This is a genomic window from Salmonella enterica subsp. arizonae (genome assembly GCF_008692845.1).
GTDB classification, from domain to species: domain Bacteria; phylum Pseudomonadota; class Gammaproteobacteria; order Enterobacterales; family Enterobacteriaceae; genus Salmonella; species Salmonella arizonae.
Genome location: NZ_VXJW01000003.1, coordinates 206352 through 231424, shown reverse-complemented (window position 1 = coordinate 231424; position 25073 = coordinate 206352). Strand labels below are relative to the sequence as shown.

The following is a 25073-nucleotide window of genomic DNA, read 5'->3' as shown; positions in this document are numbered from 1 at the left end:
TACACCCTGGAGCCAGTATGTCGCAAAACATTACGCTTATTAAGGATAAAATTCTTTCTGATAATTATTTCACGCTGCGCAACATTACCTATGACCTGACCCGTCGCAATGGCGAGGTCATCCGCCATAAGCGTGAGGTTTACGATCGCGGGAATGGCGCGACCATTCTGCTTTACAACTCAACCAAAAAAACCGTGGTTCTGGTTCGCCAGTTTCGCGTGGCGACATGGGTAAATGGTAATGAAGACGGCATGTTAATTGAAACCTGCGCTGGCTTGCTCGATAACGACGAGCCGGAGGTCTGTATCCGTAAAGAGGCCATTGAAGAGACAGGGTATGATGTCGGTGAGGTACGCAAGATATTTGAGCTTTATATGTCGCCAGGCGGCGTCACGGAGTTGATTCATTTCTTTATTGCCGAATATCGCGATAGCGAGCGCGCCAGCACGGGGGGCGGTGTGGAGGACGAAGATATCGAAGTGCTTGAACTGCCGTTTTCCCGGGCGCTGGAAATGGCGCGCTCGGGAGAGATTCGGGACGGTAAGACGGTGTTATTGCTTAACTATTTACATATGTCTCATCTAATGGGTTGAAAAAAAAGAAATATATTTCTTTACACAAAAAAGACCAATCCGATAAATCTGATTGAGAACCCTGAGGTGCGCAAGGAAGATACCGCCTTAGCTGTGTTGTTCTGAATCTGGGGTTGTTCCGTTCATGCGCTACCGCGTTATTCTTTTTTGTCTGTTTTGCCTGTTGCCGGTCCAGCTACTGTGGGCTGCGCCAGCGCAACGGACTTTTTTCGACTGGCAGGTCACCTGCAATAACCAAAATTTTTGCGTAGCGCGCAATACTGGCGAACATCATGGGCTGGTGATGACATTAAGCCGCAGCGCCGGGGCGCGTACCGATGCGGTACTGCGTATCGATCGCGGCGGTTTGGCGCCGCCCGACGCTAAAGAAGCCGCAATTGCGCCTCGCTTATTGCTGGATGGCAAACCGCTTTCGTTCAACAGTCCACACTGGTGCTTGTCGCCCTGGCATCTCATGACCGGCGATCCTGCCACCATCACCGCATTTTTACAGACGATTCAGGATGCGCAGGCCATCACCTTAAAAAACGGCGTTCAGACGCTTTCGCTGGCGGGATTAAAAGCGGCATTACTGTTTATCGACGCGCAACAAAAACGTGTAGGCAGCGAAACCGCCTGGGTCGAAAAAGGAAACGAGCCGCCGCTCAGCGTGCCCCCGGCGCCGGCATTAAAGGGGATCGCCATCATTAATCCAACGCCCGTGCCGTTGAGCGAGGAAGAGCGCAACGATCTGCTGGACTATGCGGCATGGCGGGTAAACGGCATTCGTTGTTCGCTCGATCCGCTACGTCGCGAGGTGCAGGTCAGCGCGCTGACGGATAATAAAGCGTTATTGATTGTTAACTGCGAAGCTGGAGCCTATAACACTATCGATCTCGCCTGGATAGTTTCGCGGAAAAAAACGCTCGTCTCGCGCGCCGTACGTTTGCGGCTGCCGTTTAATCGCGGTGTCGAAAGTAAAGATATGGAGCTGATGAATGCCTTCTTTGATGAGAAAACGCATGAGCTGGTGACGCTGGCGAAAGGACGGGGATTAACGGACTGCGGTATTCAGACGCGCTGGCGTTATGATGGCGATCGTTTTCGTCTGGTGCGTTATGCCGAAGAACCGAGCTGTGATAACTGGCACGGACCGGATGCCTGGCCCACGCTGTGGATCACGCGTTGAATCACGGTTGTTATCGCCATTCTCAGAAGGGGGATACACCTGTTGAGGTCGCATTTATGGTATAGAGATTGCTACGTTACGGTAAGATTGTTACTTTACCCGAGAGCCTCACCACAGCAGGAAATAGTATGAAAATAAATAATGGCCCCGTATTATGCCCCCATTGTGGCTGCCTGAGCGCTTATTATGAAATAGATCGGCTGGCGGCGATAAGAGAAAAAGTTAATAAAAAAGGGGGCTCAAAGGCGTGGGATTCCACTTTGCAGGCGCATAAAAAAAAGGCCTTTTGCCTGATGTGCCATAAATCTATTGACGAGGCCGTCATCGGGCAATCTGATGCGCCTGAGTCTGCGAGGTAATTTTGCACAGCCTACAGAACAGGTCTGCAGACTGCGCAAAGCCTGCTTTCTAACGTTCGTTCTTAGCCTTTCATGCTCAGCACCCGGCGAGCTTTTTCTACAATATTTTCCACGGTAAAGCCAAAGTACGGGAACAGTTTGTCAGCCGGGGCGGATTCGCCATATCCCGTCATGCCAATAATTGCGCCTTTTAAGCCAACATATTTATACCAGTAGTCGGCTATACCCGCTTCCACCGCGACGCGGGCGGTCACATGCGATGGTAGCACCGATTCGCGATATGCCTCCTCCTGCGCATCGAAAATATCCGTTGAAGGCAACGACACCACGCGAACGTTATGGCCCTCGCCGGTTAATTTTTCCGCCGCCTGGAGGGTAATTTCCATCTCCGATCCGGTGGCGATTAGAATGATATCCGGCTTGCCGCCGCTGTCTTTCAGAATATAACCGCCGCGGGCAATCGCTTTTACCTGTTCCGGCGTGCGTTCCACCTGCGCCAGATTCTGCCGGGAGAGAATCAGCGCCGTCGGCCCGTGCTGACGTTCGATAGCCAGCTTCCAGCCCACCGCCGCCTCAACCTGATCGCAGGGACGCCAGGTGCTGAAATTTGGCGTTAAGCGCAGACTCGCCAGTTGCTCCACCGCCTGGTGCGTCGGGCCATCTTCGCCCAAACCGATGGAATCATGGGTATAGACCATAATCTGCCGGGCTTTCATTAATGCCGCCATACGCGCCGCGTTACGCGCATATTCGACAAACATCAGAAACGTGGCGGTATACGGTACAAAGCCGCCGTGGTGGGCGATGCCGTTGGCAATGGCGGTCATGCCGAATTCGCGCACGCCATAGTGGATGTAATTGCCTGCCGGATCCTCTTTCAGCGAGGTCGAACCTTTCCAGATAGTCAGGTTGCTCGGCGCCAGATCCGCCGATCCGCCCAACAGTTCCGGCAACAGGGGACCATAGGCATTGAGCGTATTTTGCGATGCTTTACGGGTGGCAATTTTGGCCGGATTAGCCTGCAAGTCGTTAATAAATTTTTGCGTGGCGGATTCCCATGCCTCCGGCAGTCCGCCGCTCATCCGGCGGGTAAACTCCGCGGCCAGCTCAGGATAAGCCTTCTCATAAGCAGCAAACTTTTCCTGCCACCGCTGCTGCGCTTTCTCGCCTTTTTCACGGCCATCCCACGCGCGGTAAATCTCTTTTGGGATCTCGAATGCCGGATGATGCCACCCTAGCTTCTGGCGGGTCAGCGCCACCTCTTCTTCGCCCAGCGCCGCACCGTGCGACTCCTCCTTCCCGGCTTTATTCGGCGAACCAAAACCTATCACCGTCCGACAGATAATTAGCGAAGGTTTATCTTTTACGCTCCGGGCTTCGAGAATGGCTTTTTTCACCGCTTCCGGATCGTGCCCGTCAATGTCATGCACGACATGCCAGTGGTAGGCTTCAAAGCGTTTGGCGGTATCGTCGGTAAACCAGCCTTCGGTTTCGCCATCAATGGAGATGCCATTGTGATCGTAAAAGCCGATCAGTTTGCCCAGTCCCAGCGTACCTGCCAGCGAACATACCTCATGCGAGATCCCCTCCATCAGGCAGCCGTCGCCCATAAATACATAAGTGTAGTGATCGACAATCTCATGGTCCGGCTGGTTGAACTGCGCGCCCAGTGTGCGCTCGGCGATCGCCAGCCCGACGGCATTCGCCAACCCCTGCCCCAGCGGCCCGGTGGTGGTTTCTACGCCGGGCGTATAGCCAATCTCCGGGTGGCCTGGCGTTTTAGAATGCAACTGACGGAAGTTTTTCAGTTCCTCCAGCGGCAGGTCATAACCGGTTAAATGCAGCAGGCTATAAAGCAGCATGGAGGCGTGACCGTTGGAAAGGATAAAACGGTCACGGTCATACCAGGCCGGATCGGTGGGGTTATGTTTAAGAAAATCGTTCCATAACACTTCAGCGATATCCGCCATCCCCATCGGCGCGCCGGGGTGCCCGGAATTGGCTTTTTGAACGGCATCCATGCTCAGCGCACGAATCGCATTGGCAAGGTCTTTACGGGACATAAATCACTCCGTGGCAAGGTTTATAGTTTGGCGGCAAGCAGGTCTTCCAGTTTGCGCTGGTCAACGGCGAAAAGGCGGATACCTTCCGACAGCTTCTCTACGGCCATCGCATCCTGATTGTGTTCCCAGCGGAACTCCGCTTCTGTCATCGGCGTAGGACGATGGAACATCTGCGAGGAAGGCACCAGTTTACGGATCACCGGTTCTTCTTTTTCTTTTAGCTCTTTAAGCAGGTTAGGGGAGATAGTCAGACGATCGCAGCCAGTTAGCGCAAGGATTTGCTCAGTACGACGGAAACTTGCGCCCATCACGATAGTTTCATAGCGATGCTGTTTAAAGTAATCGTAGATATTGCGTACCGACTTCACGCCAGGATCTTCCTCCACGATATACGGATCCATAGGACTACGCGCCTGATACCAGTCGTAAATTCGGCCCACGAACGGAGAGATCAAATAGACGCCCGCTTCGGCGCAGGCGCGCGCCTGGGCAAAAGAGAACAGCAACGTCAGGTTGCAATTAATGCCCTCTTTTTCGAGTTGCCCGGCGGCGCGGATACCTTCCCAGGTCGCGGCGAGTTTGATCAGAATGCGCGATTTATCGATGTTTTGCTGCTGATAGAGAGCTACCAGATGGCGTGCTTTCTCGATACTTTTTTCTTTATCGAACGATAACCGCGCATCGATTTCGGTGGAGACGCGACCGGGAATGCTTTTCAATATTTCCGCGCCAAAATTGACCGCCAGTTTATCGCTGGCTGCCGTAACCTGCTGCTCCTGCGTGCCGCCATGTTTTTTCCCCCAGGCAATCGCATCTTCAATCAGATGGCTATACTGCTCAAGCCCGGCGGCTTTCAGCAGTAAAGACGGATTCGTCGTGGCGTCCTGCGGCTGGTAGTGGCGGATAGACTCGATATCGCCGCTGTCGGCGACGACGGTGGTAAATTGTTTGATGCCGTCTAGCTGGTTCATAGGAAATACTCCTTGAAAAGTAAAGTGTTAGATGAGTGTGTTGATTCACACTTCTGAAAAGTTCATAAACTACATAACCAAAAAGCATAGCAGACAGGCATGGTATTGCTGGTATAAGCAGGTAACATGGCTGTTATAAGTTAATAACAAACTCTTACGCCGCGTCGTGATAGTTTGTAGACCTTCAAAGTTTGCGTTGCGCAGTACGGTAATAATGTGCAACGCGCCAGACCGCGTTACTTTTTGAACGATACGTGAAAGGAACAACAAGATGGATGAGCAGTTAAAACAAAGCGCCCTTGATTTCCACGAATTTCCGGTACCAGGTAAAATTCAGGTTTCTCCGACTAAGCCCCTTGCCACCCAGCGCGATCTGGCGTTGGCTTACTCGCCAGGCGTAGCGGCGCCCTGCCTGGAAATTGAAAAAGACCCGTTGGCAGCCTACAAATACACCGCGCGCGGCAACCTTGTGGCGGTCATTTCCAATGGTACAGCGGTGCTTGGCTTAGGCAACATCGGCGCGCTGGCCGGCAAGCCAGTCATGGAAGGCAAAGGCGTTCTGTTTAAAAAATTCGCCGGCATCGACGTGTTTGACATTGAAGTCGACGAGCTTGACCCGGACAAATTTATCAACGTGGTTGCAGCGCTGGAGCCCACCTTCGGCGGTGTTAACCTCGAAGATATTAAAGCGCCGGAATGTTTCTATATCGAACAGAAACTGCGCGAGCGCATGAATATCCCGGTCTTCCATGACGACCAGCACGGAACGGCAATCATCAGTACTGCCGCTATTCTTAATGGCTTGCGAGTGGTGGAGAAAAACATTTCCGACGTGCGGATGGTGGTCTCCGGCGCAGGGGCGGCGGCAATCGCCTGTATGAACCTGCTGGTCGCGTTGGGAATGCAAAAGCGCAACATCGTGGTTTGCGACTCTAAAGGCGTCATTTACAAAGGCCGTGAGCCGAATATGGCGGAGACCAAAGCGGCCTATGCGGTAGACGACAGTGGCAAACGCACGCTGGATGATGTCATTGACGGCGCGGATATTTTCCTCGGCTGTTCAGGCCCGAAAGTGCTGACTCAGGAGATGGTGAAGAAAATGGCCCGCGCGCCAATGATTCTGGCGCTGGCCAACCCGGAACCGGAAATTCTGCCGCCGCTGGCGAAAGAAGTGCGTCCGGACGCCATCATCTGTACTGGTCGCTCCGACTATCCGAACCAGGTTAACAACGTGTTGTGCTTCCCGTTTATCTTCCGCGGCGCTCTGGACGTCGGCGCGACGGCGATCAACGAAGAGATGAAACTGGCGGCGGTCCATGCGATTGCCGAGCTGGCGCATGCAGAACAGAGCGAAGTGGTGGCCTCGGCCTATGGCGATCAGGATCTGAGCTTTGGCCCGGAATACATTATTCCAAAACCATTCGACCCGCGTCTGATTGTCAAAATCGCTCCGGCGGTCGCGAAAGCGGCAATGGATTCCGGCGTGGCGACGCGCCCGATTGCTGACTTTGATGCCTATATCGATAAGCTGACCGAGTTTGTCTACAAAACCAACCTGTTCATGAAGCCGATCTTCTCGCAGGCACGTAAAGATCCGAAGCGCGTAGTACTGCCGGAGGGGGAAGAGGCGCGCGTGCTGCACGCGACCCAGGAGTTGATAACCCTGGGACTGGCGAAGCCCATCCTGATCGGTCGTCCGAGCGTGATCGAAATGCGCATCCAGAAACTGGGGTTGCAGATCAAAGCGGGCGTTGATTTCGAGATAGTTAATAATGAATCCGATCCGCGCTTCAAAGAGTACTGGAGCGAGTATTACCAGATCATGAAGCGTCGCGGGGTAACTCAGGAACAGGCGCAGCGTGCGATGATTGGCAACCATACGGCCATTGGCGCGATCATGGTGCAGCGTGGGGAAGCGGATGCGATGATCTGCGGCACCATTGGCGACTATCATGAGCATTTCGGCGTGGTGAAGGCGGTATTTGACTACCGTGACGGCGTGCATACGGCAGGGGCGATGAACGCCTTACTGCTGCCAAGCGGCAACACTTTTATTGCCGATACCTATGTTAACGAAGATCCGACGCCGGAACAGTTGGCGGAGATCACCGTGATGGCGGCGGAAACCGTTCGTCGCTTTGGTATTGAGCCGAAAGTCGCGCTGTTGTCGCACTCTAACTTCGGTTCCTCAAATTCACTATCTGCCAGCAAAATGCGCGAAACCCTTGAGCGGGTGCGCGAACGAGCGCCCGATCTGATGATTGACGGTGAGATGCACGGCGATGCGGCGTTGGTGGAAAGTATTCGTAATGACCGGATGCCGGATAGCTCGTTGAAGGGGGCCGCTAATATTCTGGTGATGCCGAATATGGAAGCCGCCCGCATTAGTTACAACTTACTACGCGTCTCCAGCTCCGAAGGCGTCACGGTCGGCCCGGTACTGATGGGCGTGTCTAAACCAGTACATGTATTAACGCCAATCGCCTCTGTTCGCCGTATTGTGAATATGGTGGCGTTGGCCGTGGTTGAAGCGCAAACCACGCCGCTTTAATAACGCATTACTCTCTTCTGGCGCAGGTTCTCCTGCGCTTTTTTATGCGCCGCAGCGATAATAATCATTTATATAATTTATTATAATGATATTTGTCTTATTAAAAACAATTAAATAACATTAATAAGCCACTTTAGCGTAAGTATGGCTTAAATTATATTTTCGAGATAATCAATAATGACATTTTATTTATTTCAATGATAATTAAAATATAATTTTACATTTCTTCATTCGAGGCGGGTATCGTTAATGAAAGCTGACCATTTACAACAATAGCGACGGGTTTATAGTAGTCTGACACGGGCAAATCTATGATCATTAACTAATAAGGGTCTGCGCCACTACCCACTTTTTTATTATCCTTTACCTCAAAGACGCTTACTGCTTAGATCATTTTTTTGCGCTCTTATCGTCATACTCTCGTATTGCGGGAGATGAATTATATGGAGCTATTATTATGGACTTTACGTTTTCTCCGAGACAGCTGGCAATCGCTATTGCCGCTGCTATCCCGCTAGCCGTCAGCGCTGCCGAAACACCGATGGTGGCGACATCTCAGAATGGCTTTGCCGGATATGACCATCCCAATCAATATATCGGCGTGCCGACCACGAAATTGGCGGACAATATGATGCCGGTGATTTCTCATCCCACACAGGAGAGAGAAACGCGGCAAAAGCTGGCCGATATAGAGAAAAAAACGGGTAAAAAACCGAATATTGTCGTGTTTATTCTTGATGATGTAGGCTGGATGGATGTCGGTTTTAACGGCGGCGGGGTCGCGGTTGGCAACCCGACGCCGGATATTGATGCGGTAGCCAGCCAGGGGCTTATCCTGACATCGGCCTATTCTCAGCCCAGCTCCTCGCCGACTCGCGCTACGATCATGACCGGGCAATATTCCGTCCACCATGGGATTTTAATGCCGCCGATGTATGGTATGCCGGGAGGGCTGGAAGGCCTGACAACGCTGCCGCAATTACTGCACGAACAGGGCTATGTGACCCAGGCTATCGGTAAATGGCACATGGGGGAAAATACCGGTTCGCAGCCGCAGAACGTTGGATTTGACGATTTCCGTGGTTTTAACTCCGTTTCTGATATGTACACCGAATGGCGCGATCCGAATATGAACCCGGAAGTGGCGCTCAGTCCTTCACGCTATCAATACATTAAAAACCTGCCATTCGATAAAAATGATGTCCATGCCGTGCGCGGCGGTAAGCAGGAGGCGGTTGCCGAAATTACGTCGAAATACATGGAAGATCTTGATCAACGCTGGATGAAATATGGTGTTGACTTTATTAATAAAATGGCGAAAAACGATAAACCGTTTTTCCTCTATTACGGCACGCGCGGCTGTCATTTTGATAACTATCCTAACGCCCATTATGCGGGACGCTCGCCAGCGCGTACCTCGTATAGCGATTGCATAGTAGAGATGAATGACGTCTTTGCGAATTTGTACCGTGCGCTTGAAACGAGCGGCCAACTGGATAACACGCTGATTGTGTTCACGTCTGATAATGGACCGGAAGCTGAAGTTCCGCCGCATGGCCGGACGCCGTTCCGCGGCGCTAAAGGTTCGACGTGGGAAGGCGGCGTGCGCGTGCCAACCTTTGTTTACTGGAAGGGGATGATCCAGCCGCGTAAATCCGATGGTATTGTCGATTTAGCGGATTTGTTCCCGACCAGCCTTTCGTTAGCCGGGCATCCGGGAGCGGAACTGGCGAAACTGGTGCCTTCAAAAACCTTTATTGATGGCGTTGACCAGTCCTCTTTCTTCCTGGGGACAAACGGCCAGTCTAACCGTAAAGCGGAACACTATTTCCTCAATGGTGAACTGTCGGCGGTACGTATTGATGAGTTTAAATATCATTTGCTTATCCAGCAGCCTTTCGCTTTCACGCAAACTGGCTATCAGGGCGGATTCACTGGCGCCATTACAAAAACAGCAGGTACGACAATCTTTAACCTTTATACTAATCCTCAGGAAGACGATAGCGTAGGCGTAAGACATATCCCTATGGGCGTCCCTTTACAGACTGAAGTCCATAATTACATGGAAATTCTGAAAAAATATCCGCCGAAAGTACAAATTAAATTGTAATACGCGATATATGAATAACCCGCCTTTACGAGGCGGGTTAATTTTACTTATCGCTTCTGGCGTAATGTAAATGAGCATGCATAATATCGCTGGCCGGACGTCCCATTGCCATCAAATCAGCCATTGCTTTCAGATAGGGAGGTAAATGCTGGAAATAAGCGCGAAACCCTGCGCATAAATAATTGAGTCCGGACTTACCCTCTTTTGTTAATGCAAAACGGTGTTTAGGGCAACCGCCCCAGCAGGCGCGTAGTACCGGGCATTGCCGACACTGCTCAGGTAGCGTTGCATATTTATCTTTGCCAAACGCCTCCTGCTGTGGGGAATCCAACATAGCGGCAAACGTCTGTTCGTTAAGATTGCCTAAATGGAACTGCGGATAAACGTAATGATCGCAGGCATAGACATCGCCATTATGCTCGACCACCACCGAACGCCCGCAGGTCGGTTGGTGGTGGCAGACCGTTCCCGGCGCGCCAACGAAATTCGCGAATGCCCATTCGATATTCATGACGAACACCTTACCGACATCGCGCGTGATCCACCTGTCAAAAACGGCGCACAGAAACCGACCATAGTCCTCGGGAATAACAGACCAGTCGGTTAATGTACCGCAGGCGTCGCCCGGCGCGTGTAGCGTCAGCCCCGATTGCTGCGCAGATTCATCGGCCAGACGTTCGACGATGGGGATAAACTGAATAAACTCCACGCCGCTGGCGACGAGAAAATCATAAATTTTTTCCGCCGAGCGAGCGCTGCGTCGGTTAACGCAGGTCAGTACGTTGTACTCTACGCCATGTTGCTGGAGCAGGGCCAACGCCCGCATGACCAGTTTATGCGTTGGACGTCCGCCTTTCGTCAACCGGTATTCATTATGAATCTCTTCAGGCCCATCGAGCGACAGTCCGATCAGGAAATGGTGGCGGACAAAGAACTCACACCACGCATCGTCCAGTAGAACGCCATTAGTTTGAAAACTATTGGAGATCTGCCGTCCTGCGCCATATTTGGCCTGTAACGCGACGGCGCGACGATAAAATTCCAGCCCCAATAATGTGGGTTCGCCGCCCTGCCAGGTAAAGGCGACTTCCGCCTCCGGCGCGACAGACGCAATGTAATCACGGACGTAGCGCTCCAGCATGGCGTCAGTCATTCTTGGTTGCGGCGTATGGTTATACAGAGCGTGCTTTTCAAGATAAAAGCAGTAGGCGCAGTTGAGATTACAGTCTGAACCGCTGGGCTTCGCCATGGCATGAAAGGCTCGGGTGGGGATATTCTGGAGCATATTGCGTTTACCCTTACTTATTTCACTGAATCTGTACTATGCAGAAATCGAGTGATACGAATTATTTTTATCGATGGTAGTAATACAAAGAATATCCGGTGAGGCATTTATTGCGGAAAAGGCTTGAATTCAGAATTACGCCTGAAAATGTGATGTACCACGATATTTATCGTTAACACCTTCGACAGAAGTCACTTTTATTTTCTTTTTCTTAGTGATCTACCTCACCTTTTACATCACCTTGCCGAATTTTGTTATTTACTCCGACAAAAAATTGCCACGATGACGGCAGTTTCAGTGGAGACGGTGAGCAATGAATAAAGAACGCATTATTCAGGAATTTGTGCCGGGCAAACAGGTCACGCTGGCGCATCTCATTGCGCACCCTGGTGAAGAACTGGCGAAAAAGATCGGCGTTCCCGATGCTGGCGCGATTGGCATTATGACCTTAACGCCGGGGGAAACGGCCATGATCGCGGGTGATTTAGCGATGAAGGCTGCTGATGTACACATCGGTTTTCTCGACAGATTTAGCGGCGCGCTGGTGATTTATGGCACCGTCGGCGCAGTAGAAGAAGCGCTATTACAGACGGTCAGCGGGCTGGGGCGATTATTAAACTTCACCCTGTGTGAGTTAACAAAAAGTTAATTGGTGGCGGTAATGAAACGTATTGCTTTTGTCGGCGCGGTCGGTGCCGGAAAGACAACGCTTTTTAACGCGTTACGGGGAAATTATTCCCTCGCCAGAAAAACGCAGGCCGTGGAATTTAATGATCATGGCGATATCGATACACCGGGGGAATATTTTAGCCATCCCCGTTGGTATCACGCCTTAATTACCACGTTGCAGGATGTGGACACGCTGATTTATGTCCACGCGGCAAACGATAAAGAAAGTCGCTTACCTGCCGGGTTATTGGATGTTGGAACCCGTAAACGACATATCGCCGTCATCAGCAAAACGGACATGCCGGATGCCGACATCGCCGCTACGCGGCAGTTGCTTTGCGAGATTGGATTCCGGGAGCCGATTTTCGAGCTCAACGGCCACGACCCGCAAAGCGTGCGGCAGTTAGTGGATTATCTGGCGGCTCTCAGTGAACAGGAGGAAGAGGCAGGTGAAAAAACTTATCACAGCTAACGATATTCGTGCGGCCCACGCCCGCGGCGAACAGGCGATGTCGGTAGTACTGCGCGCCAGCATTATTACCCCGGAGGCTCGCGAAGTGGCGGAGCTCCTGGGCTTCACGATTACCGAATGCGACGAGTCCGTCCCGGTATCCACATCGACGCAAGCGTGTAAAAGCGAAAGCCAGCGCATTCGGGAAGCCATCATCGCGCAGCTCCCGGAAGGGCAGTTTACTGAAAGCCTGGTGGCGCAGTTGATGGAAAAAGTGCTGAAGGAAAAGCAGTCGCTGGAACTGGGGACGATGCAGCCGAGCTTTACCTCCGTCACGGGTAAAGGCGGCGTGAAAGTCATTGACGGCAGCAGCGTGAAATTTGGCCGCTTCGACGGCGCCGAGCCGCACTGCGTCGGCTTAACCGATCTGGTTACAGAGCAGGACGGTAGCAGCATGGCTGCCGGGTTTATGCAGTGGGACAACGCCTTTTTTCCGTGGACGCTGAACTACGACGAAATCGACATGGTGCTGGAAGGCGAACTGCACGTACGCCATGAAGGCGAAACCCTAATTGCCAAAGCCGGAGATGTGATGTTCATCCCCAAAGGCTCCAGCATTGAATTTGGCACGCCAACGTCCGTGCGCTTCCTGTACGTGGCGTGGCCTGCGAACTGGCAATCTGTATGAACGATTTCATCACCGAAACGTGGCTCAGAGCGAATCATACGCTCAGCGAAGGATCGGAGATCCATCTGCCCGCTGATGCACGACTGACGCCCTCGGCCCGGGAATTGCTGGAAAGCCGCCGCCTGCGCATTAAGTTTCTGGATCAGCAAGGCCGGCTGTTTGTCGATGATGACGAACAGCAGCCGCAGCCGGTACATGGCTTAACCAGTAGCGATACGCACCCACAGGCCTGCTGTGAACTGTGTCGCCAGCCGGTGGTGAAAAAGCCCGATACGCTGACCCATCTGACGGCGGACAAAATGGTCGCCAAAAGCGACCCGCGCCTCGGCTTTCGCGCCGCGCTCGACAGCGCCATCGCGCTTACCGTGTGGCTACAAATCGAACTGGCGGAACCCTGGCAGCCGTGGCTGGCGGATATCCGTTCGCGGCTGGGCAACATTATGCGCGCCGACGCTATAGATGAGCCGCTGGCGGCGCAGTCTATCGTCGGGCTGAGCGAGGATGAACTGCATCGGCTTTCCCACCAGCCGCTGCGCTATCTCGACCACGATCACCTGGTGCCGGAGGCCAGCCACGGTCGCGATGCGGCGCTGCTTAATTTGCTACGCACCAAAGTGCGCGAAACGGAAACCCTCGCCGCGCAGGTGTTTATTACCCGTAGTTTTGAGGTCTTGCGCCCGGACATTTTACAGGCGCTGAACCGTCTCTCTAGCACGGTTTACGTGATGATGATTTTGAGCGTGGCGGAACATCCGCTGACGGTCGCCCAAATTCAACAACGGTTGGGAGAGAAGCCATGATCATTGAACGCGCCCGCGAACTGGCGGTACGCGCCCCTGCCAGGGTGGTCTTCCCGGATGCGCTGGACGAACGCGTGCTGAAAGCGGCGCATTACCTGCAACAGCATGGCCTGGCACGCCCCATTCTGGTCGCCAGCCCGTTTGTGCTGCGTCAGTTTGCCCTCAGCCATCGTATGGCGCTGGATGGTATTCAGGTTATCGCCCCCCCTGGCAACCTGCCAATGCGCGAAAGCTTTGCGCAGCGCTGGCTTGCCCGCGCCGGAGAAAAAACGCCGTCGGACGCGGTGGAAAAGCTTAACGACCCGCTGATGTTCGCCGCCGCGATGGTGAGCGCGGGTGATGCCGATGTGTGTATCGCGGGCAATCTCTCCTCGACGGCGAACGTGCTGCGCGCAGGACTGCGGGTGATTGGTCTGCAACCCGGCTGCCAGACATTGTCGTCTATTTTCCTGATGCTGCCGCAGTACGCCGGTCAGGCATTAGGGTTCGCTGATTGCAGCGTAGTGCCGCAGCCGACGGCGGCGCAACTGGCGGATATCGCTATCGCCAGCGCCGACACCTGGCGGGCCATTACCGGCGAAGAGCCGCGCGTGGCGATGCTGTCATTTTCAAGCAACGGCAGCGCCCGTCACCCCAATGTTGCCAACGTGCAGCAGGCGACAGAGATCGTTCGCGAACGTGCGCCGCAACTGCTTGTGGACGGTGAATTGCAGTTTGACGCCGCTTTCGTGCCGGATGTCGCCGCGCAAAAAGCGCCTGACAGCCCGCTACAAGGCCGCGCCAATGTGATGATTTTCCCGTCGCTGGAGGCGGGCAATATTGGCTACAAAATCGCCCAGCGCCTGGGGGGATATCGCGCTGTGGGGCCGCTAATTCAGGGACTTGCCGCGCCGCTTCACGACCTCTCCCGCGGCTGTAGCGTGCAGGAAATTATCGAACTGGCGTTGGTGGCAGCCGTGCCGCGCCAGGCTGACGTAAGCAGTGAAAGCCGCTTACAAACACTGGTTGAATGAACGGTCCCGTTCTGGACCCCTTTAATGAGAGGAAAACACGATGGAAGCATTAGGAATGATTGAAACCCGGGGCCTGGTTGCGCTGATTGAGGCCTCAGATGCGATGGTAAAAGCCGCACGCGTGAAGCTGGTCGGCGTGAAGCAGATTGGCGGCGGTTTGGTCACGGCGATGGTGCGTGGCGACGTCGCAGCGTGCAAAGCCGCAACGGATGCAGGCGCCGCTGCGGCGCAGCGCATTGGCGAGCTGGTCTCGGTACACGTGATCCCACGTCCGCACGGCGATCTGGAAGAGGTGTTCCCGATCAGCTTCAAAGGCGACAGCAACATTTGATGGTAGGCCGGATAAGACGCGTAGCGTCGCCATCCGGCATGAATGTGCGCCATTGCCTGATGGTGCGCAGATTCAAGGCCTACGACCCAACGGACAATCCATGGAGGCGGATATGAAACTGGCAGTCGTCACAGGACAAATCGTATGTACCGTCCGCCATCAGGGACTGGCGCATGACAAATTGCTGATGGTGGAAATGATCGATGCTAAGGGAAACCCCGACGGGCAGTGCGCCGTCGCTATCGACAGTATCGGGGCGGGAACCGGGGAGTGGGTACTGCTGGTCAGCGGTAGCTCCGCACGTCAGGCGCATCGTAGCGAATTATCACCGGTCGATCTGTGCGTCATTGGCATCGTCGATGAAGTGGTGGCTGGCGGGAAAGTGGTTTTCCATAAATAGGACTGAGCATCATGAATCAACAGGATATTGAACAGGTGGTGAAAGCGGTGCTGCTAAAAATGCAGGATAGCAGCAAGCCCACCAGTACCGTTCATGAGATGGGCGTTTTTGCCTCCCTGGATGACGCAGTGGCGGCAGCAAAACTGGCCCAGCAGGGGCTAAAGAGCGTGGCGATGCGCCAGCTTGCCATTCAAGCCATTCGCGAGGCGGGCGAAAAACATGCCCGAGAATTAGCGGAACTTGCCGTCAGCGAAACCGGCATGGGACGCGTTGACGATAAATTTGCCAAAAACGTCGCTCAGGCGCGCGGCACGCCCGGTGTTGAGTGTCTCTCCCCGCAGGTGCTGACCGGCGATAACGGCCTGACGCTGATTGAAAATGCGCCGTGGGGCGTGGTGGCCTCGGTCACGCCGTCCACCAACCCGGCGGCAACGGTCATTAATAACGCTATCAGCCTGATTGCCGCAGGCAACAGCGTGGTGTTTGCCCCGCATCCGGCAGCGAAAAAGGTCTCTCAGCGGGCAATCACCCTGCTCAATCAGGCGGTAGTCGCCGCCAGCGGCCCGGAAAATCTGCTGGTCACTGTGGCGAACCCGGATATCGAAACCGCCCAGCGGCTGTTCAAGTACCCCGGTATTGGCCTGCTGGTGGTGACTGGCGGCGAAGCGGTGGTGGACGCGGCGCGCAAACATACTAATAAACGCCTGATTGCCGCCGGAGCCGGTAATCCGCCAGTGGTGGTGGATGAGACCGCAGACCTGTCGCGTGCCGCGCAGTCCATCGTCAAAGGCGCGTCGTTTGACAACAACATCATCTGCGCCGACGAAAAAGTGCTGATTGTGGTCGATAGCGTCGCCGACGAGCTAATGCGCCTGATGGAAGGTCAGCACGCGGTGAAACTGACCGCAGCCCAGGCCGAACAGCTCCAGCCGGTGCTGCTGAAGAATATCGATGAACGCGGTAAAGGTACCGTCAGCCGTGACTGGGTCGGTCGTGACGCGGGCAAGATCGCGGCCGCCATCGGCCTGAACGTGCCGCAGCAGACGCGCCTGTTGTTCGTTGAAACCCCGGCCAGCCATCCGTTTGCCGTCACTGAAATGATGATGCCGGTACTGCCGGTGGTGCGAGTCGCCAACGTCGAAGAAGCCATCGCTCTGGCGGTACAACTTGAAGGCGGTTGCCACCATACGGCGGCGATGCACTCGCGCAACATTGACAATATGAACCAGATGGCGAACGCCATCGACACCAGCATTTTCGTCAAAAACGGGCCGTGCATTGCCGGGCTTGGATTGGGCGGTGAAGGCTGGACCACCATGACTATCACTACGCCAACCGGCGAAGGCGTGACCAGCGCGCGTACCTTTGTACGGCTGCGTCGTTGTGTATTGGTGGATGCGTTTCGCATTGTATAAGGGATGACTCATGGCGCACGACGAACAACTCTGGCTCACCCCCAGACTGCAAAAAGCGGCGGCCCTGTGTCATCAGACGCCCGCCGCCAGTGACACACCGCTGTGGCTGGGGGTGGATTTGGGTACCTGTGACGTGGTGTCGATAGTGGTTGACTCTGACGCGCAGCCGGTGGCGGTGTGCCTTGACTGGGCGGACGTCGTGCGTGACGGCATCGTCTGGGATTTCTTCGGCGCGGTGACCATTGTGCGCCGCCATCTCGACACGCTTGAACAGCAGCTCGGCTGTCGCTTTACTCATGCGGCGACCTCGTTCCCGCCGGGCACCGACCCGCGTATTTCGATCAACGTGCTGGAGTCTGCCGGGTTAGAGGTCAGCCACGTACTGGATGAACCGACGGCGGTGGCGGATCTGCTGCAACTGGATAACGCGGGTGTGGTGGATATTGGCGGCGGTACTACCGGCATTGCCATCGTCAAACAGGGCAAGGTGACCTGGTCCGCCGATGAAGCCACTGGCGGACATCATATCTCCCTGACGCTGGCGGGCAACCGCCGTATTCCACTGGAAGAGGCGGAACAGTACAAGCGCAGCAATGCGCAGGAAATTTGGCCGATAGTGAAGCCAGTGTACGAAAAGATGGCGGAGATCGTCGCTCGGCATATTGCCGGGCAGGGAGTGACTGATTTATGGCTGGCGGGCGGTTCCTGTATGCAGCCGGGCGTGGAGGCGTTATTTCGCCAGCGTTTCCCGGAGTTACAGGTGCATTTACCGCAGCACAGCCTGTTTATGACCCCGCTGGCGATAGCCAATAGCGGGAGAGCGAAAGCGGAGGGACTCTATGCAAGCTGAACTGCAGACGGCGCTGTTTCAGGCATTCGACACCCTGAATCTGCAACGCGTGAAAACGTTCAGCGTACCGCCGGTCACGCTGTGCGGACTTGGGGCGCTCAGCGCCTGTGGACAGGAGGCGCAATCGCGAGGCTTAAGCCATCTGTTTGTGATGGTTGACAGTTTTCTGCATCAGGCGGGAATGACCGCGCCGCTGGCACGCAGCCTGGCGATGAAGGGCGTCGCGATGACGGTCTGGCCGTGCCCGCCGGGTGAACCGTGCATCACCGATGTCTGCGCGGCGGTGGCGCAACTGCGTGAGGCGGCATGCGATGGCGTAGTGGCCTTTGGCGGCGGTTCGGTGCTGGACGCGGCGAAAGCGGTCGCCCTGCTGGTGACTAACCCTGACCAGACGCTGAGCGCAATGACCGAGCGCAGTACATTACGCCCGCGTCTGCCGCTGATTGCGGTGCCGACCACCGCCGGAACCGGTTCAGAAACCACCAACGTGACGGTGATTATCGATGCGGCCAGCGGGCGCAAGCAGGTGCTGGCACACGCGTCGCTAATGCCGGATGTGGCGATTCTTGATGCTGCCGTGACCGAAGGCGTTCCGCCAAACGTGACGGCGATGACCGGTATTGATGCGTTGACTCATGCGATTGAGGCCTACAGCGCGCTCAACGCCACGCCGTTTACCGACAGCCTGGCGATTGGCGCGATAGCGATGATTGGCAAATCGCTGCCGAAAGCCGTGGGTTACGGCCACGATCTGACGGCGCGTGAAAATATGTTACTGGCCTCCTGTATGGCGGGAATGGCCTTTTCCAGCGCCGGTCTGGGACTGTGTCATGCGATGGCGCACCAGCCGGGGGCGGCGCTGCATATTCCGCACGGCCTGGCCAACGCCATGCTGCTGCCAACGGTCATGGGCTTTAACCGGATGGTATGCCGCGAACGCTTCAGTCAAATCGGTCGGGCGTTAACCAATAAGAAATCGGACGATCGCGATGCGATTGCGGCGGTGAGCGAGCTGATTGCCGAAGTGGGGCAGAGCAAACGGCTGGCTGACGCTGGTGCCAGACCCGAACACTACAGCGCATGGGCGCAGGCGGCGCAGGATGACATTTGTATGCGCACCAATCCACGAACCGCCAGCCAGGAACAGCTCATCGAGTTGTACGCGGCGGCACAATAAAGAATATCAGGTCTATGAAAACACAGGGCAAATGGAGATAAGGCTATGGGAATTAACGAAATCATCATGTACATCATGATGTTCTTTATGCTGATTGCCGCCGTGGACAGAGTCCTGTCGCAGTTCGGCGGATCGGCGCGCTTCCTCGGTAAATTCGGCAAGAGTATCGAAGGGGCCGGCGGCCAGTTTGAAGAGGGCTTTATGGCGATGGGGGCGCTGGGTCTGGCGATGGTCGGTATGACCGCGCTGGCGCCGGTGCTGGCGCATGTACTGGGGCCGGTTATTATCCCGGTATACGAAATGCTGGGCGCAAACCCATCCATGTTCGCCGGTACGCTGCTGGCCTGTGATATGGGCGGATTCTTCCTCGCCAAAGAGCTGGCAGGCGGTGATGTGGCGGCATGGCTATACTCAGGGTTGATCCTGGGGTCGATGATGGGGCCGACCATTGTGTTCTCCATTCCGGTGGCGCTTGGCATTATCGAACCCTCTGACCGTCGTTACCTGGCGCTTGGCGTACTGGCGGGTATCGTTACTATTCCCATTGGTTGTATTGCGGGTGGTTTGATCGCCATGTACTCAGGCGTGCAAATCAACGGTCAGCCGGTGGAGTTTACCTTCACGCTTATCCTGATGAACATGATCCCGGTATTAATCGTCGCGGTGCTGGTGGCGCTGGGGCTGAAGTTTATCCCAGAAAAAATGATCAACGGTTTCCAGATCTTCGCCAAATTTCTGGTGGCGCTGATCACCATCGGTCTGGCGGCTGCGGTGGTCAAATTCCTGCTGGGTTGGGAGTTAATTCCGGGTCTTGACCCTATCTTTATGGCCCCTGGCGACAAACCAGGCGAAGTGATGCGCGCCATTGAAGTGATCGGTTCTATCTCCTGCGTGCTGCTCGGCGCCTACCCGATGGTGCTGTTGCTGACACGTTGGTTTGAAAAACCGTTGATGAATGTCGGTAAGCTGCTGAACGTAAATAATATTGCGGCGGCGGGCATGGTGGCGACCCTGGCGAACAATATCCCTATGTTCGGCATGATGAAGCAGATGGATACCCGCGGCAAAGTGATTAACTGCGCATTTGCCGTCTCTGCGGCGTTCGCGCTGGGCGACCATTTAGGCTTCGCCGCCGCCAATATGAACGCCATGATCTTCCCGATGATTGTCGGCAAGCTGATCGGCGGCGTGACGGCAATTGGCGTGGCGATGATGCTGGTGCCGAAAGATGACGCCGCACAGGTGAAAACCGAAGCGGAGGCGCAATCGTGAATACTCGCCAGCTACTGAGCGTCGGTATCGATATCGGCACCACCACTACGCAGGTGATCTTCTCGCGCCTGGAATTGGTTAACCGTGCGGCGGTGTCGCAGGTGCCGCGCTACGAATTCATCAAACGCGACATTAGCTGGCAAAGCCCGGTCTTCTTTACGCCCGTGGATAAGCAGGGCGGTCTGAAAGAGGCAGAACTTAAAACGCTGATTCTGGCCCAGTATCAGGCCGCAGGCATCGCGCCTGAATCGGTGGACTCCGGGGCGATCATTATCACCGGCGAAAGCGCCAAAACCCGCAACGCCCGTCCGGCGGTCATGGCGCTCTCGCAGTCGCTGGGCGACTTTGTGGTCGCCAGCGCCGGGCCGCATCTGGAATCGGTCATTGCCGGTCACGGCGCCGGGGCGCAAAGCTTGTCTGAGCAGCGGATGTGTCGGGTGCTGAATATTGATATCGGCGGCGGCACGTCTAACTACGCGCTGTTTGATGCGGGAAAAGTCAGCGGCACCGCCTGCCTTAACGTCGGTGGTCGCCTGCTGGAAACCGACGGCCAGGGACGGGTGGTCCACGCGCATCAGCCAGGACAGCGGATTGTCGATGAGGTTTTTGGCGCAGGCACCGATGCCCGCGCGTTGACCGTAGCGCAACTGGGACAGGTGGCGCGGCGGATGGCGGCTCTCATCGTTGAGGTTATCGCCGGTACGCTCACGCCGCTGGCGCAATCGCTGATGCAAACCGGGCTGCTGCCCGCCGATATTACGCCGGAGGTGATCACGCTGTCCGGCGGCGTCGGCGAATGTTATCGCCATCAGCCTGCCGACCCGTTCTGCTTTTCTGATATCGGGCCGCTGCTGGCGACCGCGCTGCATGAGCACCCGCGTCTGCGTGAGATGAACGTGCAGTTTCCGGCGCAAACCGTACGCGCCACGGTCATCGGCGCGGGGGCGCATACACTCTCGCTTTCCGGCAGCACTATCTGGCTGGAAGACGTTCAACTGCCGCTGCGCAACCTGCCGGTGGCGATCCCGCAGGATGATGCCGATCTGGTGAATGCCTGGCGGCAGGCGCTTCTCCAGCTCGATCTCGACCCGCAAACCGACGCTTACGTGCTGGCGCTTCCCGCCACGCTCCCAGTGCGTTACGCCGCATTACTCACGGTCATCGACGCGCTGACGGCTTTTGTCGCGCGTTATCCCAATCCGCATCCTCTGCTGGTGGTGGCCGAACAGGATTTGGGTAAAGCGCTGGGCATGTTATTGCGCCCACAGTTACCGCAACTTCCGCTGGCGGTCATCGATGAGGTGGTCGTGCGGGCGGGAGACTATATCGACATTGGTACGCCTCTTTTTGGCGGATCGGTTGTGCCGGTGACGGTGAAATCACTCGCATTTCCTTCCTGAGGGAACGACTTATGAAACTAAAGACCACATTGTTCGGCAATGTTTATCAGTTTAAGGATGTAAAAGAGGTACTGGCTAAAGCCAACGAACTGCGTTCGGGGGATGTGCTGGCCGGGGTTGCCGCAGCAAGTTCGCAGGAGCGCGTAGCGGCAAAACAGGTACTGTCGGAAATGACGGTAGCGGATATCCGCAACAATCCGGTGATTGCCTATGAAGAGGACTGCGTGACGCGCCTGATTCAGGACGACGTCAACGAAACGGCCTATAACCGGATTAAAAACTGGAGCATCAGCGAACTGCGCGAATACGTGCTGAGCGATGAAACCTCCGTGGACGACATCGCGTTTACCCGCAAAGGCCTGTCCTCCGAAGTGGTGGCGGCAGTGGCGAAAATCTGCTCCAACGCCGACCTGATCTACGGCGGTAAGAAAATGCCGGTAATTAAAAAAGCCAATACTACCATCGGTATTCCGGGCACCTTTAGCTGCCGTTTGCAGCCGAACGATACCCGTGACGATGTGCAGAGTATCGCCGCGCAAATCTACGAAGGGCTTTCTTTCGGCTCAGGCGATGCAGTGATCGGCGTCAACCCGGTGACCGATGACGTGGAAAACCTGACCCGCGTGCTCGACACCGTTTACGGCGTTATCGATAAATTCAATATTCCGACGCAGGGTTGCGTGCTGGCGCACGTCACCACCCAGATTGAAGCGATACGCCGGGGCGCGCCGGGCGGACTGATTTTCCAGAGCATTTGCGGTAGCGAGAAGGGCTTAAAAGAGTTCGGCGTGGAGCTGGCAATGCTCGACGAAGCGCGGGCGGTGGGGGCAGAGTTCAACCGCATCGCCGGGGAAAACTGCCTGTACTTTGAAACTGGACAGGGTTCAGCGCTGTCGGCTGGCGCGAACTTTGGTGCCGACCAGGTGACGATGGAAGCGCGTAACTATGGCCTGGCGCGGCACTACGATCCGTTCCTGGTTAACACCGTGGTGGGCTTTATCGGGCCGGAGTATCTCTACAACGATCGGCAGATTATTCGTGCTGGCCTGGAAGATCACTTTATGGGCAAGCTGAGCGGCATCTCCATGGGCTGCGACTGCTGCTATACCAACCATGCCGACGCCGACCAAAATCTCAACGAAAACCTGATGATTCTGCTCGCCACCGCCGGCTGTAACTACATCATGGGGATGCCGCTCGGCGACGACATCATGCTTAACTACCAGACCACCGCTTTCCACGATACCGCCACCGTCCGTCAGTTGCTGAATTTACGGCCGTCTCCGGAGTTTGAACGCTGGCTGGAAACGATGGGCATTATGGCAAATGGTCGTCTGACCAAACGGGCGGGCGATCCGTCACTGTTCTTCTGATGACGCGGGGATAACACCATGGATCAAAAACAGATTGAAGAAATTGTACGTAGCGTGATGGCGTCAATGGGACAGGACGTACCGCAACCCGTCGCGCCGTCAACGCAGGAAGGCGCAAAGCCGCAGCGCGCCGCGCCGACGGCGACTGAAAGCTGCGCGCTGGATTTGGGTTCCGCGGAGGCAAAAGCCTGGATTGGCGTCGAGAACCCGCATCGTGCGGATGTGCTGACCGAACTGCGTCGCAGTACTGCGGCACGCGTCTGTACTGGTCGTGCCGGGCCGCGTCCACGTACCCAGGCGCTGTTACGCTTCCTGGCGGATCACTCCCGTTCGAAAGACACCGTGCTCAAAGAGGTGCCAGAAGAATGGGTGAAAGCCCAGGGGCTGCTAGAAGTGCGTTCGGAAATCAGCGACAAAAACCGCTACCTGACCCGCCCGGATATGGGGCGTCGCCTGAGCCAGGAAGCCATTGACGCGCTGAAATCGCAGTGTGTGATGAACCCGGATGTGCAGGTGGTGATCTCCGACGGCCTCTCTACGGATGCGATCACCGCTAACTATAAAGAGATCCTGCCACCGCTGCTGGCGGGTCTGAAACAGGCAGGGCTTAAGGTTGGCACGCCGTTCTTTGTGCGCTATGGCCGCGTGAAGATTGAAGATCAAATTGGCGAGCTTCTTGGCGCGAAAGTAGTGATTTTGCTGGTGGGCGAACGTCCGGGCTTAGGCCAGTCGGAAAGCCTTTCCTGCTACGCCGTGTACTCGCCGCGCGTAACGACCACCGTCGAAGCGGATCGTACCTGTATTTCGAATATTCACCAGGGCGGTACGCCGCCGGTAGAAGCGGCCGCCGTGATTGTGGATTTGGCCAAACGGATGCTGGAGCAGAAAGCGTCCGGTATCAATATGACCCGTTAAGGAGGCATCATGCCCGCATTAGATTTGATTCGACCTTCAGTCACCGCGATGCGCGTGATTGCCTCCGTGAATGACGGTTTCGCGCGAGAACTTAAATTACCGCCGCATATACGTAGCCTCGGACTCATCACTGCAGACTCTGATGACGTGACGTATATTGCCGCAGATGAAGCGACCAAACAGGCAATGGTCGAAGTGGTGTATGGCCGTTCGCTGTACGCCGGGGCGGCTCACGGGCCATCGCCCACCGCGGGTGAGGTGCTGATTATGCTCGGCGGGCCTAACCCGGCGGAAGTGCGGGCCGGTCTGGATGCGATGGTCGCCAGCATTGAAAATGGCGCAGCGTTCCAGTGGGCGAACGATGCAGAAAATACGGCGTTCCTGGCGCATGTGGTTTCGCGTACCGGCTCATATCTTTCTTCCACCGCAGGTATCGCGCTGGGCGATCCGATGGCCTACCTGGTGGCGCCGCCGCTGGAAGCGACATTCGGCATTGACGCGGCGATGAAATCCGCAGACGTCCAACTGGTGACTTACGTACCGCCGCCGTCGGAAACCAACTATTCGGCGGCGTTCTTAACCGGAAGCCAGGCTGCGTGTAAAGCTGCCTGTAACGCGTTCGCCGACGCCGTACTGGATATCGCCCGTAATCCTGTCCAGCGTGCGTAACGGAGGTTGCCGATGATCAATGCCCTGGGATTACTGGAAGTGGACGGCATGGTCGCCGCCGTCGATGCGGCGGATGCCATGCTGAAAGCCGCCAACGTGCGTTTGCTCAGTCATCAAGTGCTCGACCCTGGCAGGCTAACGTTGGTGGTGGAGGGCGATCTGGCGGCATGTCGTGCGGCGCTGGATGCCGGAAGCGCCGCCGCTCAGCGCGCAGGCCGTGTGATTAGCCGCAAAGAAATTGGTCGCCCGGAGGAGGATACCCAGTGGCTGATCGGCGGGTTTACGCGTGCGCCAACGTCGCCTGAGAAAACGTCAGACGTCCCCGCGACGCCAGAGTTCGCCGAAGCGTTACTGGCGCTATTGGCATCAGTACGTCAGGGAATGACGGCGGGAGAGGTTGCCGCGCATTTTGGCTGGCCGCTGGAGCAGGCCAGAAATGTGCTGGAAAGCCTCTTTTCTGACGGAGTATTGCGTAAACGCAGTAGTCGCTATCGCATCAAAAATTAATCTGTCGGAGGGCCGGGCGTCCTGGCGGGCGTCCGGCATAAAA

At 55.7% G+C, this 25073-nt stretch carries 24 protein-coding genes; 21 read left to right on the top strand and 3 right to left on the bottom strand.

Translation table 11 applies throughout. The features are described 5' to 3' along the window. The first annotated feature begins 17 nt into the window (after positions 1 to 17). From nudK to F4V61_RS08325, 3 genes are all read left to right on the top strand, one after another. Positions 18 to 593, top strand: a complete 576-nt coding sequence (gene nudK, locus F4V61_RS08335) for a GDP-mannose pyrophosphatase NudK (RefSeq protein ID WP_058344747.1) — start codon at positions 18 to 20, stop codon at positions 591 to 593. 124 nt (positions 594 to 717) lie between these two features. Next, complete coding sequence (locus tag F4V61_RS08330) at positions 718 to 1761, top strand: DUF1176 domain-containing protein (protein WP_080160992.1); 1044 nt, start codon at positions 718 to 720, stop codon at positions 1759 to 1761. Between the two features lie 128 nt (positions 1762 to 1889). Next, a complete protein-coding gene (locus tag F4V61_RS08325) occupies positions 1890 to 2120 on the top strand; it encodes a hypothetical protein (RefSeq protein ID WP_080160993.1) in 231 nt (76 codons plus the stop codon). Between the two features lie 62 nt (positions 2121 to 2182). Here the strand turns inward: F4V61_RS08325 and tkt are convergent, their stop codons facing one another. Together tkt and tal are read right to left on the bottom strand one after the other, a co-directional pair. Beyond that, positions 2183 to 4183 carry a transketolase gene (gene tkt / locus F4V61_RS08320; RefSeq protein ID WP_080160994.1) on the bottom strand — a complete coding sequence of 667 codons (2001 nt, stop codon included), beginning with the start codon at positions 4181 to 4183 and terminating at the stop codon, positions 2183 to 2185. A 20-nt stretch (positions 4184 to 4203) separates the two neighbouring features. Continuing rightward, a complete protein-coding gene (gene tal / locus F4V61_RS08315; protein WP_001072454.1) occupies positions 4204 to 5154 on the bottom strand; it encodes a transaldolase in 951 nt (316 codons plus the stop codon). A gap of 271 nt (positions 5155 to 5425) precedes the next feature. Between tal and maeB the strand changes: the two genes are divergently transcribed. Together maeB and F4V61_RS08305 are read left to right on the top strand one after the other, a co-directional pair. Next, positions 5426 to 7705: an NADP-dependent oxaloacetate-decarboxylating malate dehydrogenase gene (maeB, locus tag F4V61_RS08310; RefSeq protein ID WP_080152868.1), complete on the top strand. Its 2280-nt coding sequence runs from the start codon at positions 5426 to 5428 to the stop codon at positions 7703 to 7705. A 457-nt stretch (positions 7706 to 8162) separates the two neighbouring features. Then, positions 8163 to 9815, top strand: coding sequence for a sulfatase-like hydrolase/transferase (locus tag F4V61_RS08305; protein WP_079781986.1), 1653 nt, complete (start codon positions 8163 to 8165; stop codon positions 9813 to 9815). 43 nt (positions 9816 to 9858) lie between these two features. Here F4V61_RS08305 and F4V61_RS08300 read toward each other — a convergent pair whose 3' ends face one another. Beyond that, on the bottom strand, positions 9859 to 11100 hold the full coding sequence (locus tag F4V61_RS08300) for an anaerobic sulfatase maturase (RefSeq protein ID WP_079781987.1): 1242 nt from the start codon (positions 11098 to 11100) through the stop codon (positions 9859 to 9861). A 313-nt stretch (positions 11101 to 11413) separates the two neighbouring features. Here F4V61_RS08300 and eutS point away from each other — a divergent pair, with 313 nt between their 5' ends. The 16 genes from eutS to eutK all read left to right on the top strand — a co-directional run bounded on the left by eutS (position 11414) and on the right by eutK (position 25030). Next, complete coding sequence (gene eutS, locus F4V61_RS08295; protein WP_001031445.1) at positions 11414 to 11749, top strand: ethanolamine utilization microcompartment protein EutS; 336 nt, start codon at positions 11414 to 11416, stop codon at positions 11747 to 11749. Between the two features lie 12 nt (positions 11750 to 11761). Beyond that, complete coding sequence (gene eutP, locus F4V61_RS08290) at positions 11762 to 12241, top strand: ethanolamine utilization acetate kinase EutP (RefSeq protein WP_000820748.1); 480 nt, start codon at positions 11762 to 11764, stop codon at positions 12239 to 12241. After that, positions 12219 to 12908 carry an ethanolamine utilization acetate kinase EutQ gene (eutQ, locus tag F4V61_RS08285; RefSeq protein WP_038394971.1) on the top strand — a complete coding sequence of 230 codons (690 nt, stop codon included), beginning with the start codon at positions 12219 to 12221 and terminating at the stop codon, positions 12906 to 12908. The genes eutP and eutQ overlap by 23 nt, the downstream gene beginning before the upstream one ends. Then, a complete protein-coding gene (gene eutT / locus F4V61_RS08280) occupies positions 12905 to 13708 on the top strand; it encodes an ethanolamine utilization cob(I)yrinic acid a,c-diamide adenosyltransferase EutT (protein ID WP_080160995.1) in 804 nt (267 codons plus the stop codon). Before eutQ ends, eutT begins: the two co-directional genes overlap by 4 nt. Beyond that, on the top strand, positions 13705 to 14721 hold the full coding sequence (pta, locus tag F4V61_RS08275; protein ID WP_058819467.1) for a phosphate acetyltransferase: 1017 nt from the start codon (positions 13705 to 13707) through the stop codon (positions 14719 to 14721). The genes eutT and pta overlap by 4 nt, the downstream gene beginning before the upstream one ends. 40 nt (positions 14722 to 14761) lie before the next feature. Beyond that, positions 14762 to 15052, top strand: coding sequence for an ethanolamine utilization microcompartment protein EutM (gene eutM, locus F4V61_RS08270; RefSeq protein ID WP_000387720.1), 291 nt, complete (start codon positions 14762 to 14764; stop codon positions 15050 to 15052). Positions 15053 to 15164: 112 nt separating this feature from the next. Continuing rightward, entirely contained in the window at positions 15165 to 15452 is a 288-nt protein-coding gene (eutN, locus tag F4V61_RS08265; RefSeq protein ID WP_000762202.1) for an ethanolamine utilization microcompartment protein EutN, read from the top strand. 11 nt (positions 15453 to 15463) lie between these two features. Continuing rightward, on the top strand, positions 15464 to 16867 hold the full coding sequence (locus F4V61_RS08260) for an aldehyde dehydrogenase family protein (protein ID WP_038394977.1): 1404 nt from the start codon (positions 15464 to 15466) through the stop codon (positions 16865 to 16867). Positions 16868 to 16877: 10 nt separating this feature from the next. Further along, positions 16878 to 17717 carry an ethanolamine utilization protein EutJ gene (eutJ, locus tag F4V61_RS08255; RefSeq protein ID WP_038394978.1) on the top strand — a complete coding sequence of 280 codons (840 nt, stop codon included), beginning with the start codon at positions 16878 to 16880 and terminating at the stop codon, positions 17715 to 17717. Further along, positions 17707 to 18894 carry an ethanolamine utilization ethanol dehydrogenase EutG gene (gene eutG, locus F4V61_RS08250; protein ID WP_079832596.1) on the top strand — a complete coding sequence of 396 codons (1188 nt, stop codon included), beginning with the start codon at positions 17707 to 17709 and terminating at the stop codon, positions 18892 to 18894. The genes eutJ and eutG overlap by 11 nt, the downstream gene beginning before the upstream one ends. 45 nt (positions 18895 to 18939) lie before the next feature. Next, the gene (eutH, locus tag F4V61_RS08245) at positions 18940 to 20166 is read left to right on the top strand and encodes an ethanolamine utilization protein EutH (RefSeq protein ID WP_000512408.1); all 1227 of its coding nucleotides are present in this window, start codon (positions 18940 to 18942) and stop codon (positions 20164 to 20166) included. Continuing rightward, positions 20163 to 21566, top strand: a complete 1404-nt coding sequence (gene eutA, locus F4V61_RS08240; RefSeq protein ID WP_080160996.1) for an ethanolamine ammonia-lyase reactivating factor EutA — start codon at positions 20163 to 20165, stop codon at positions 21564 to 21566. Before eutH ends, eutA begins: the two co-directional genes overlap by 4 nt. Positions 21567 to 21577: 11 nt before the next feature. After that, positions 21578 to 22939 (top strand): ethanolamine ammonia-lyase subunit alpha, encoded by a 1362-nt coding sequence (eutB, locus tag F4V61_RS08235; protein WP_000769984.1) that lies wholly within the window; start codon positions 21578 to 21580, stop codon positions 22937 to 22939. A gap of 18 nt (positions 22940 to 22957) precedes the next feature. Next, complete coding sequence (gene eutC, locus F4V61_RS08230) at positions 22958 to 23854, top strand: ethanolamine ammonia-lyase subunit EutC (RefSeq protein WP_080160997.1); 897 nt, start codon at positions 22958 to 22960, stop codon at positions 23852 to 23854. A gap of 9 nt (positions 23855 to 23863) precedes the next feature. Beyond that, positions 23864 to 24523, top strand: a complete 660-nt coding sequence (gene eutL, locus F4V61_RS08225) for an ethanolamine utilization microcompartment protein EutL (RefSeq protein ID WP_001111055.1) — start codon at positions 23864 to 23866, stop codon at positions 24521 to 24523. Positions 24524 to 24535: 12 nt separating this feature from the next. Continuing rightward, positions 24536 to 25030 carry an ethanolamine utilization microcompartment protein EutK gene (gene eutK, locus F4V61_RS08220; protein WP_038394987.1) on the top strand — a complete coding sequence of 165 codons (495 nt, stop codon included), beginning with the start codon at positions 24536 to 24538 and terminating at the stop codon, positions 25028 to 25030. Positions 25031 to 25073 lie beyond the last annotated feature (43 nt).

Excerpts from the sequence above, each read along its gene's own strand:
- nudK (WP_058344747.1), top strand. The coding sequence starts at position 18 with ATGTCGCAAAACATTACGCTTATTAAGGATAAAATTCTTTCTGATAAT.
- F4V61_RS08330 (WP_080160992.1), top strand. The coding sequence starts at position 718 with ATGCGCTACCGCGTTATTCTTTTTTGTCTGTTTTGCCTGTTGCCGGTC.
- F4V61_RS08325 (WP_080160993.1), top strand. The coding sequence starts at position 1,890 with ATGAAAATAAATAATGGCCCCGTATTATGCCCCCATTGTGGCTGCCTG.
- tkt (WP_080160994.1), bottom strand. The coding sequence starts at position 4,183 with ATGTCCCGTAAAGACCTTGCCAATGCGATTCGTGCGCTGAGCATGGAT.
- tal (WP_001072454.1), bottom strand. The coding sequence starts at position 5,154 with ATGAACCAGCTAGACGGCATCAAACAATTTACCACCGTCGTCGCCGAC.
- maeB (WP_080152868.1), top strand. The coding sequence starts at position 5,426 with ATGGATGAGCAGTTAAAACAAAGCGCCCTTGATTTCCACGAATTTCCG.
- F4V61_RS08305 (WP_079781986.1), top strand. The coding sequence starts at position 8,163 with ATGGACTTTACGTTTTCTCCGAGACAGCTGGCAATCGCTATTGCCGCT.
- F4V61_RS08300 (WP_079781987.1), bottom strand. The coding sequence starts at position 11,100 with ATGCTCCAGAATATCCCCACCCGAGCCTTTCATGCCATGGCGAAGCCC.
- eutS (WP_001031445.1), top strand. The coding sequence starts at position 11,414 with ATGAATAAAGAACGCATTATTCAGGAATTTGTGCCGGGCAAACAGGTC.
- eutP (WP_000820748.1), top strand. The coding sequence starts at position 11,762 with ATGAAACGTATTGCTTTTGTCGGCGCGGTCGGTGCCGGAAAGACAACG.
- eutT (WP_080160995.1), top strand. The coding sequence starts at position 12,905 with ATGAACGATTTCATCACCGAAACGTGGCTCAGAGCGAATCATACGCTC.
- pta (WP_058819467.1), top strand. The coding sequence starts at position 13,705 with ATGATCATTGAACGCGCCCGCGAACTGGCGGTACGCGCCCCTGCCAGG.
- eutM (WP_000387720.1), top strand. The coding sequence starts at position 14,762 with ATGGAAGCATTAGGAATGATTGAAACCCGGGGCCTGGTTGCGCTGATT.
- eutN (WP_000762202.1), top strand. The coding sequence starts at position 15,165 with ATGAAACTGGCAGTCGTCACAGGACAAATCGTATGTACCGTCCGCCAT.
- F4V61_RS08260 (WP_038394977.1), top strand. The coding sequence starts at position 15,464 with ATGAATCAACAGGATATTGAACAGGTGGTGAAAGCGGTGCTGCTAAAA.
- eutJ (WP_038394978.1), top strand. The coding sequence starts at position 16,878 with ATGGCGCACGACGAACAACTCTGGCTCACCCCCAGACTGCAAAAAGCG.
- eutG (WP_079832596.1), top strand. The coding sequence starts at position 17,707 with ATGCAAGCTGAACTGCAGACGGCGCTGTTTCAGGCATTCGACACCCTG.
- eutH (WP_000512408.1), top strand. The coding sequence starts at position 18,940 with ATGGGAATTAACGAAATCATCATGTACATCATGATGTTCTTTATGCTG.
- eutB (WP_000769984.1), top strand. The coding sequence starts at position 21,578 with ATGAAACTAAAGACCACATTGTTCGGCAATGTTTATCAGTTTAAGGAT.
- eutC (WP_080160997.1), top strand. The coding sequence starts at position 22,958 with ATGGATCAAAAACAGATTGAAGAAATTGTACGTAGCGTGATGGCGTCA.
- eutL (WP_001111055.1), top strand. The coding sequence starts at position 23,864 with ATGCCCGCATTAGATTTGATTCGACCTTCAGTCACCGCGATGCGCGTG.
- eutK (WP_038394987.1), top strand. The coding sequence starts at position 24,536 with ATGATCAATGCCCTGGGATTACTGGAAGTGGACGGCATGGTCGCCGCC.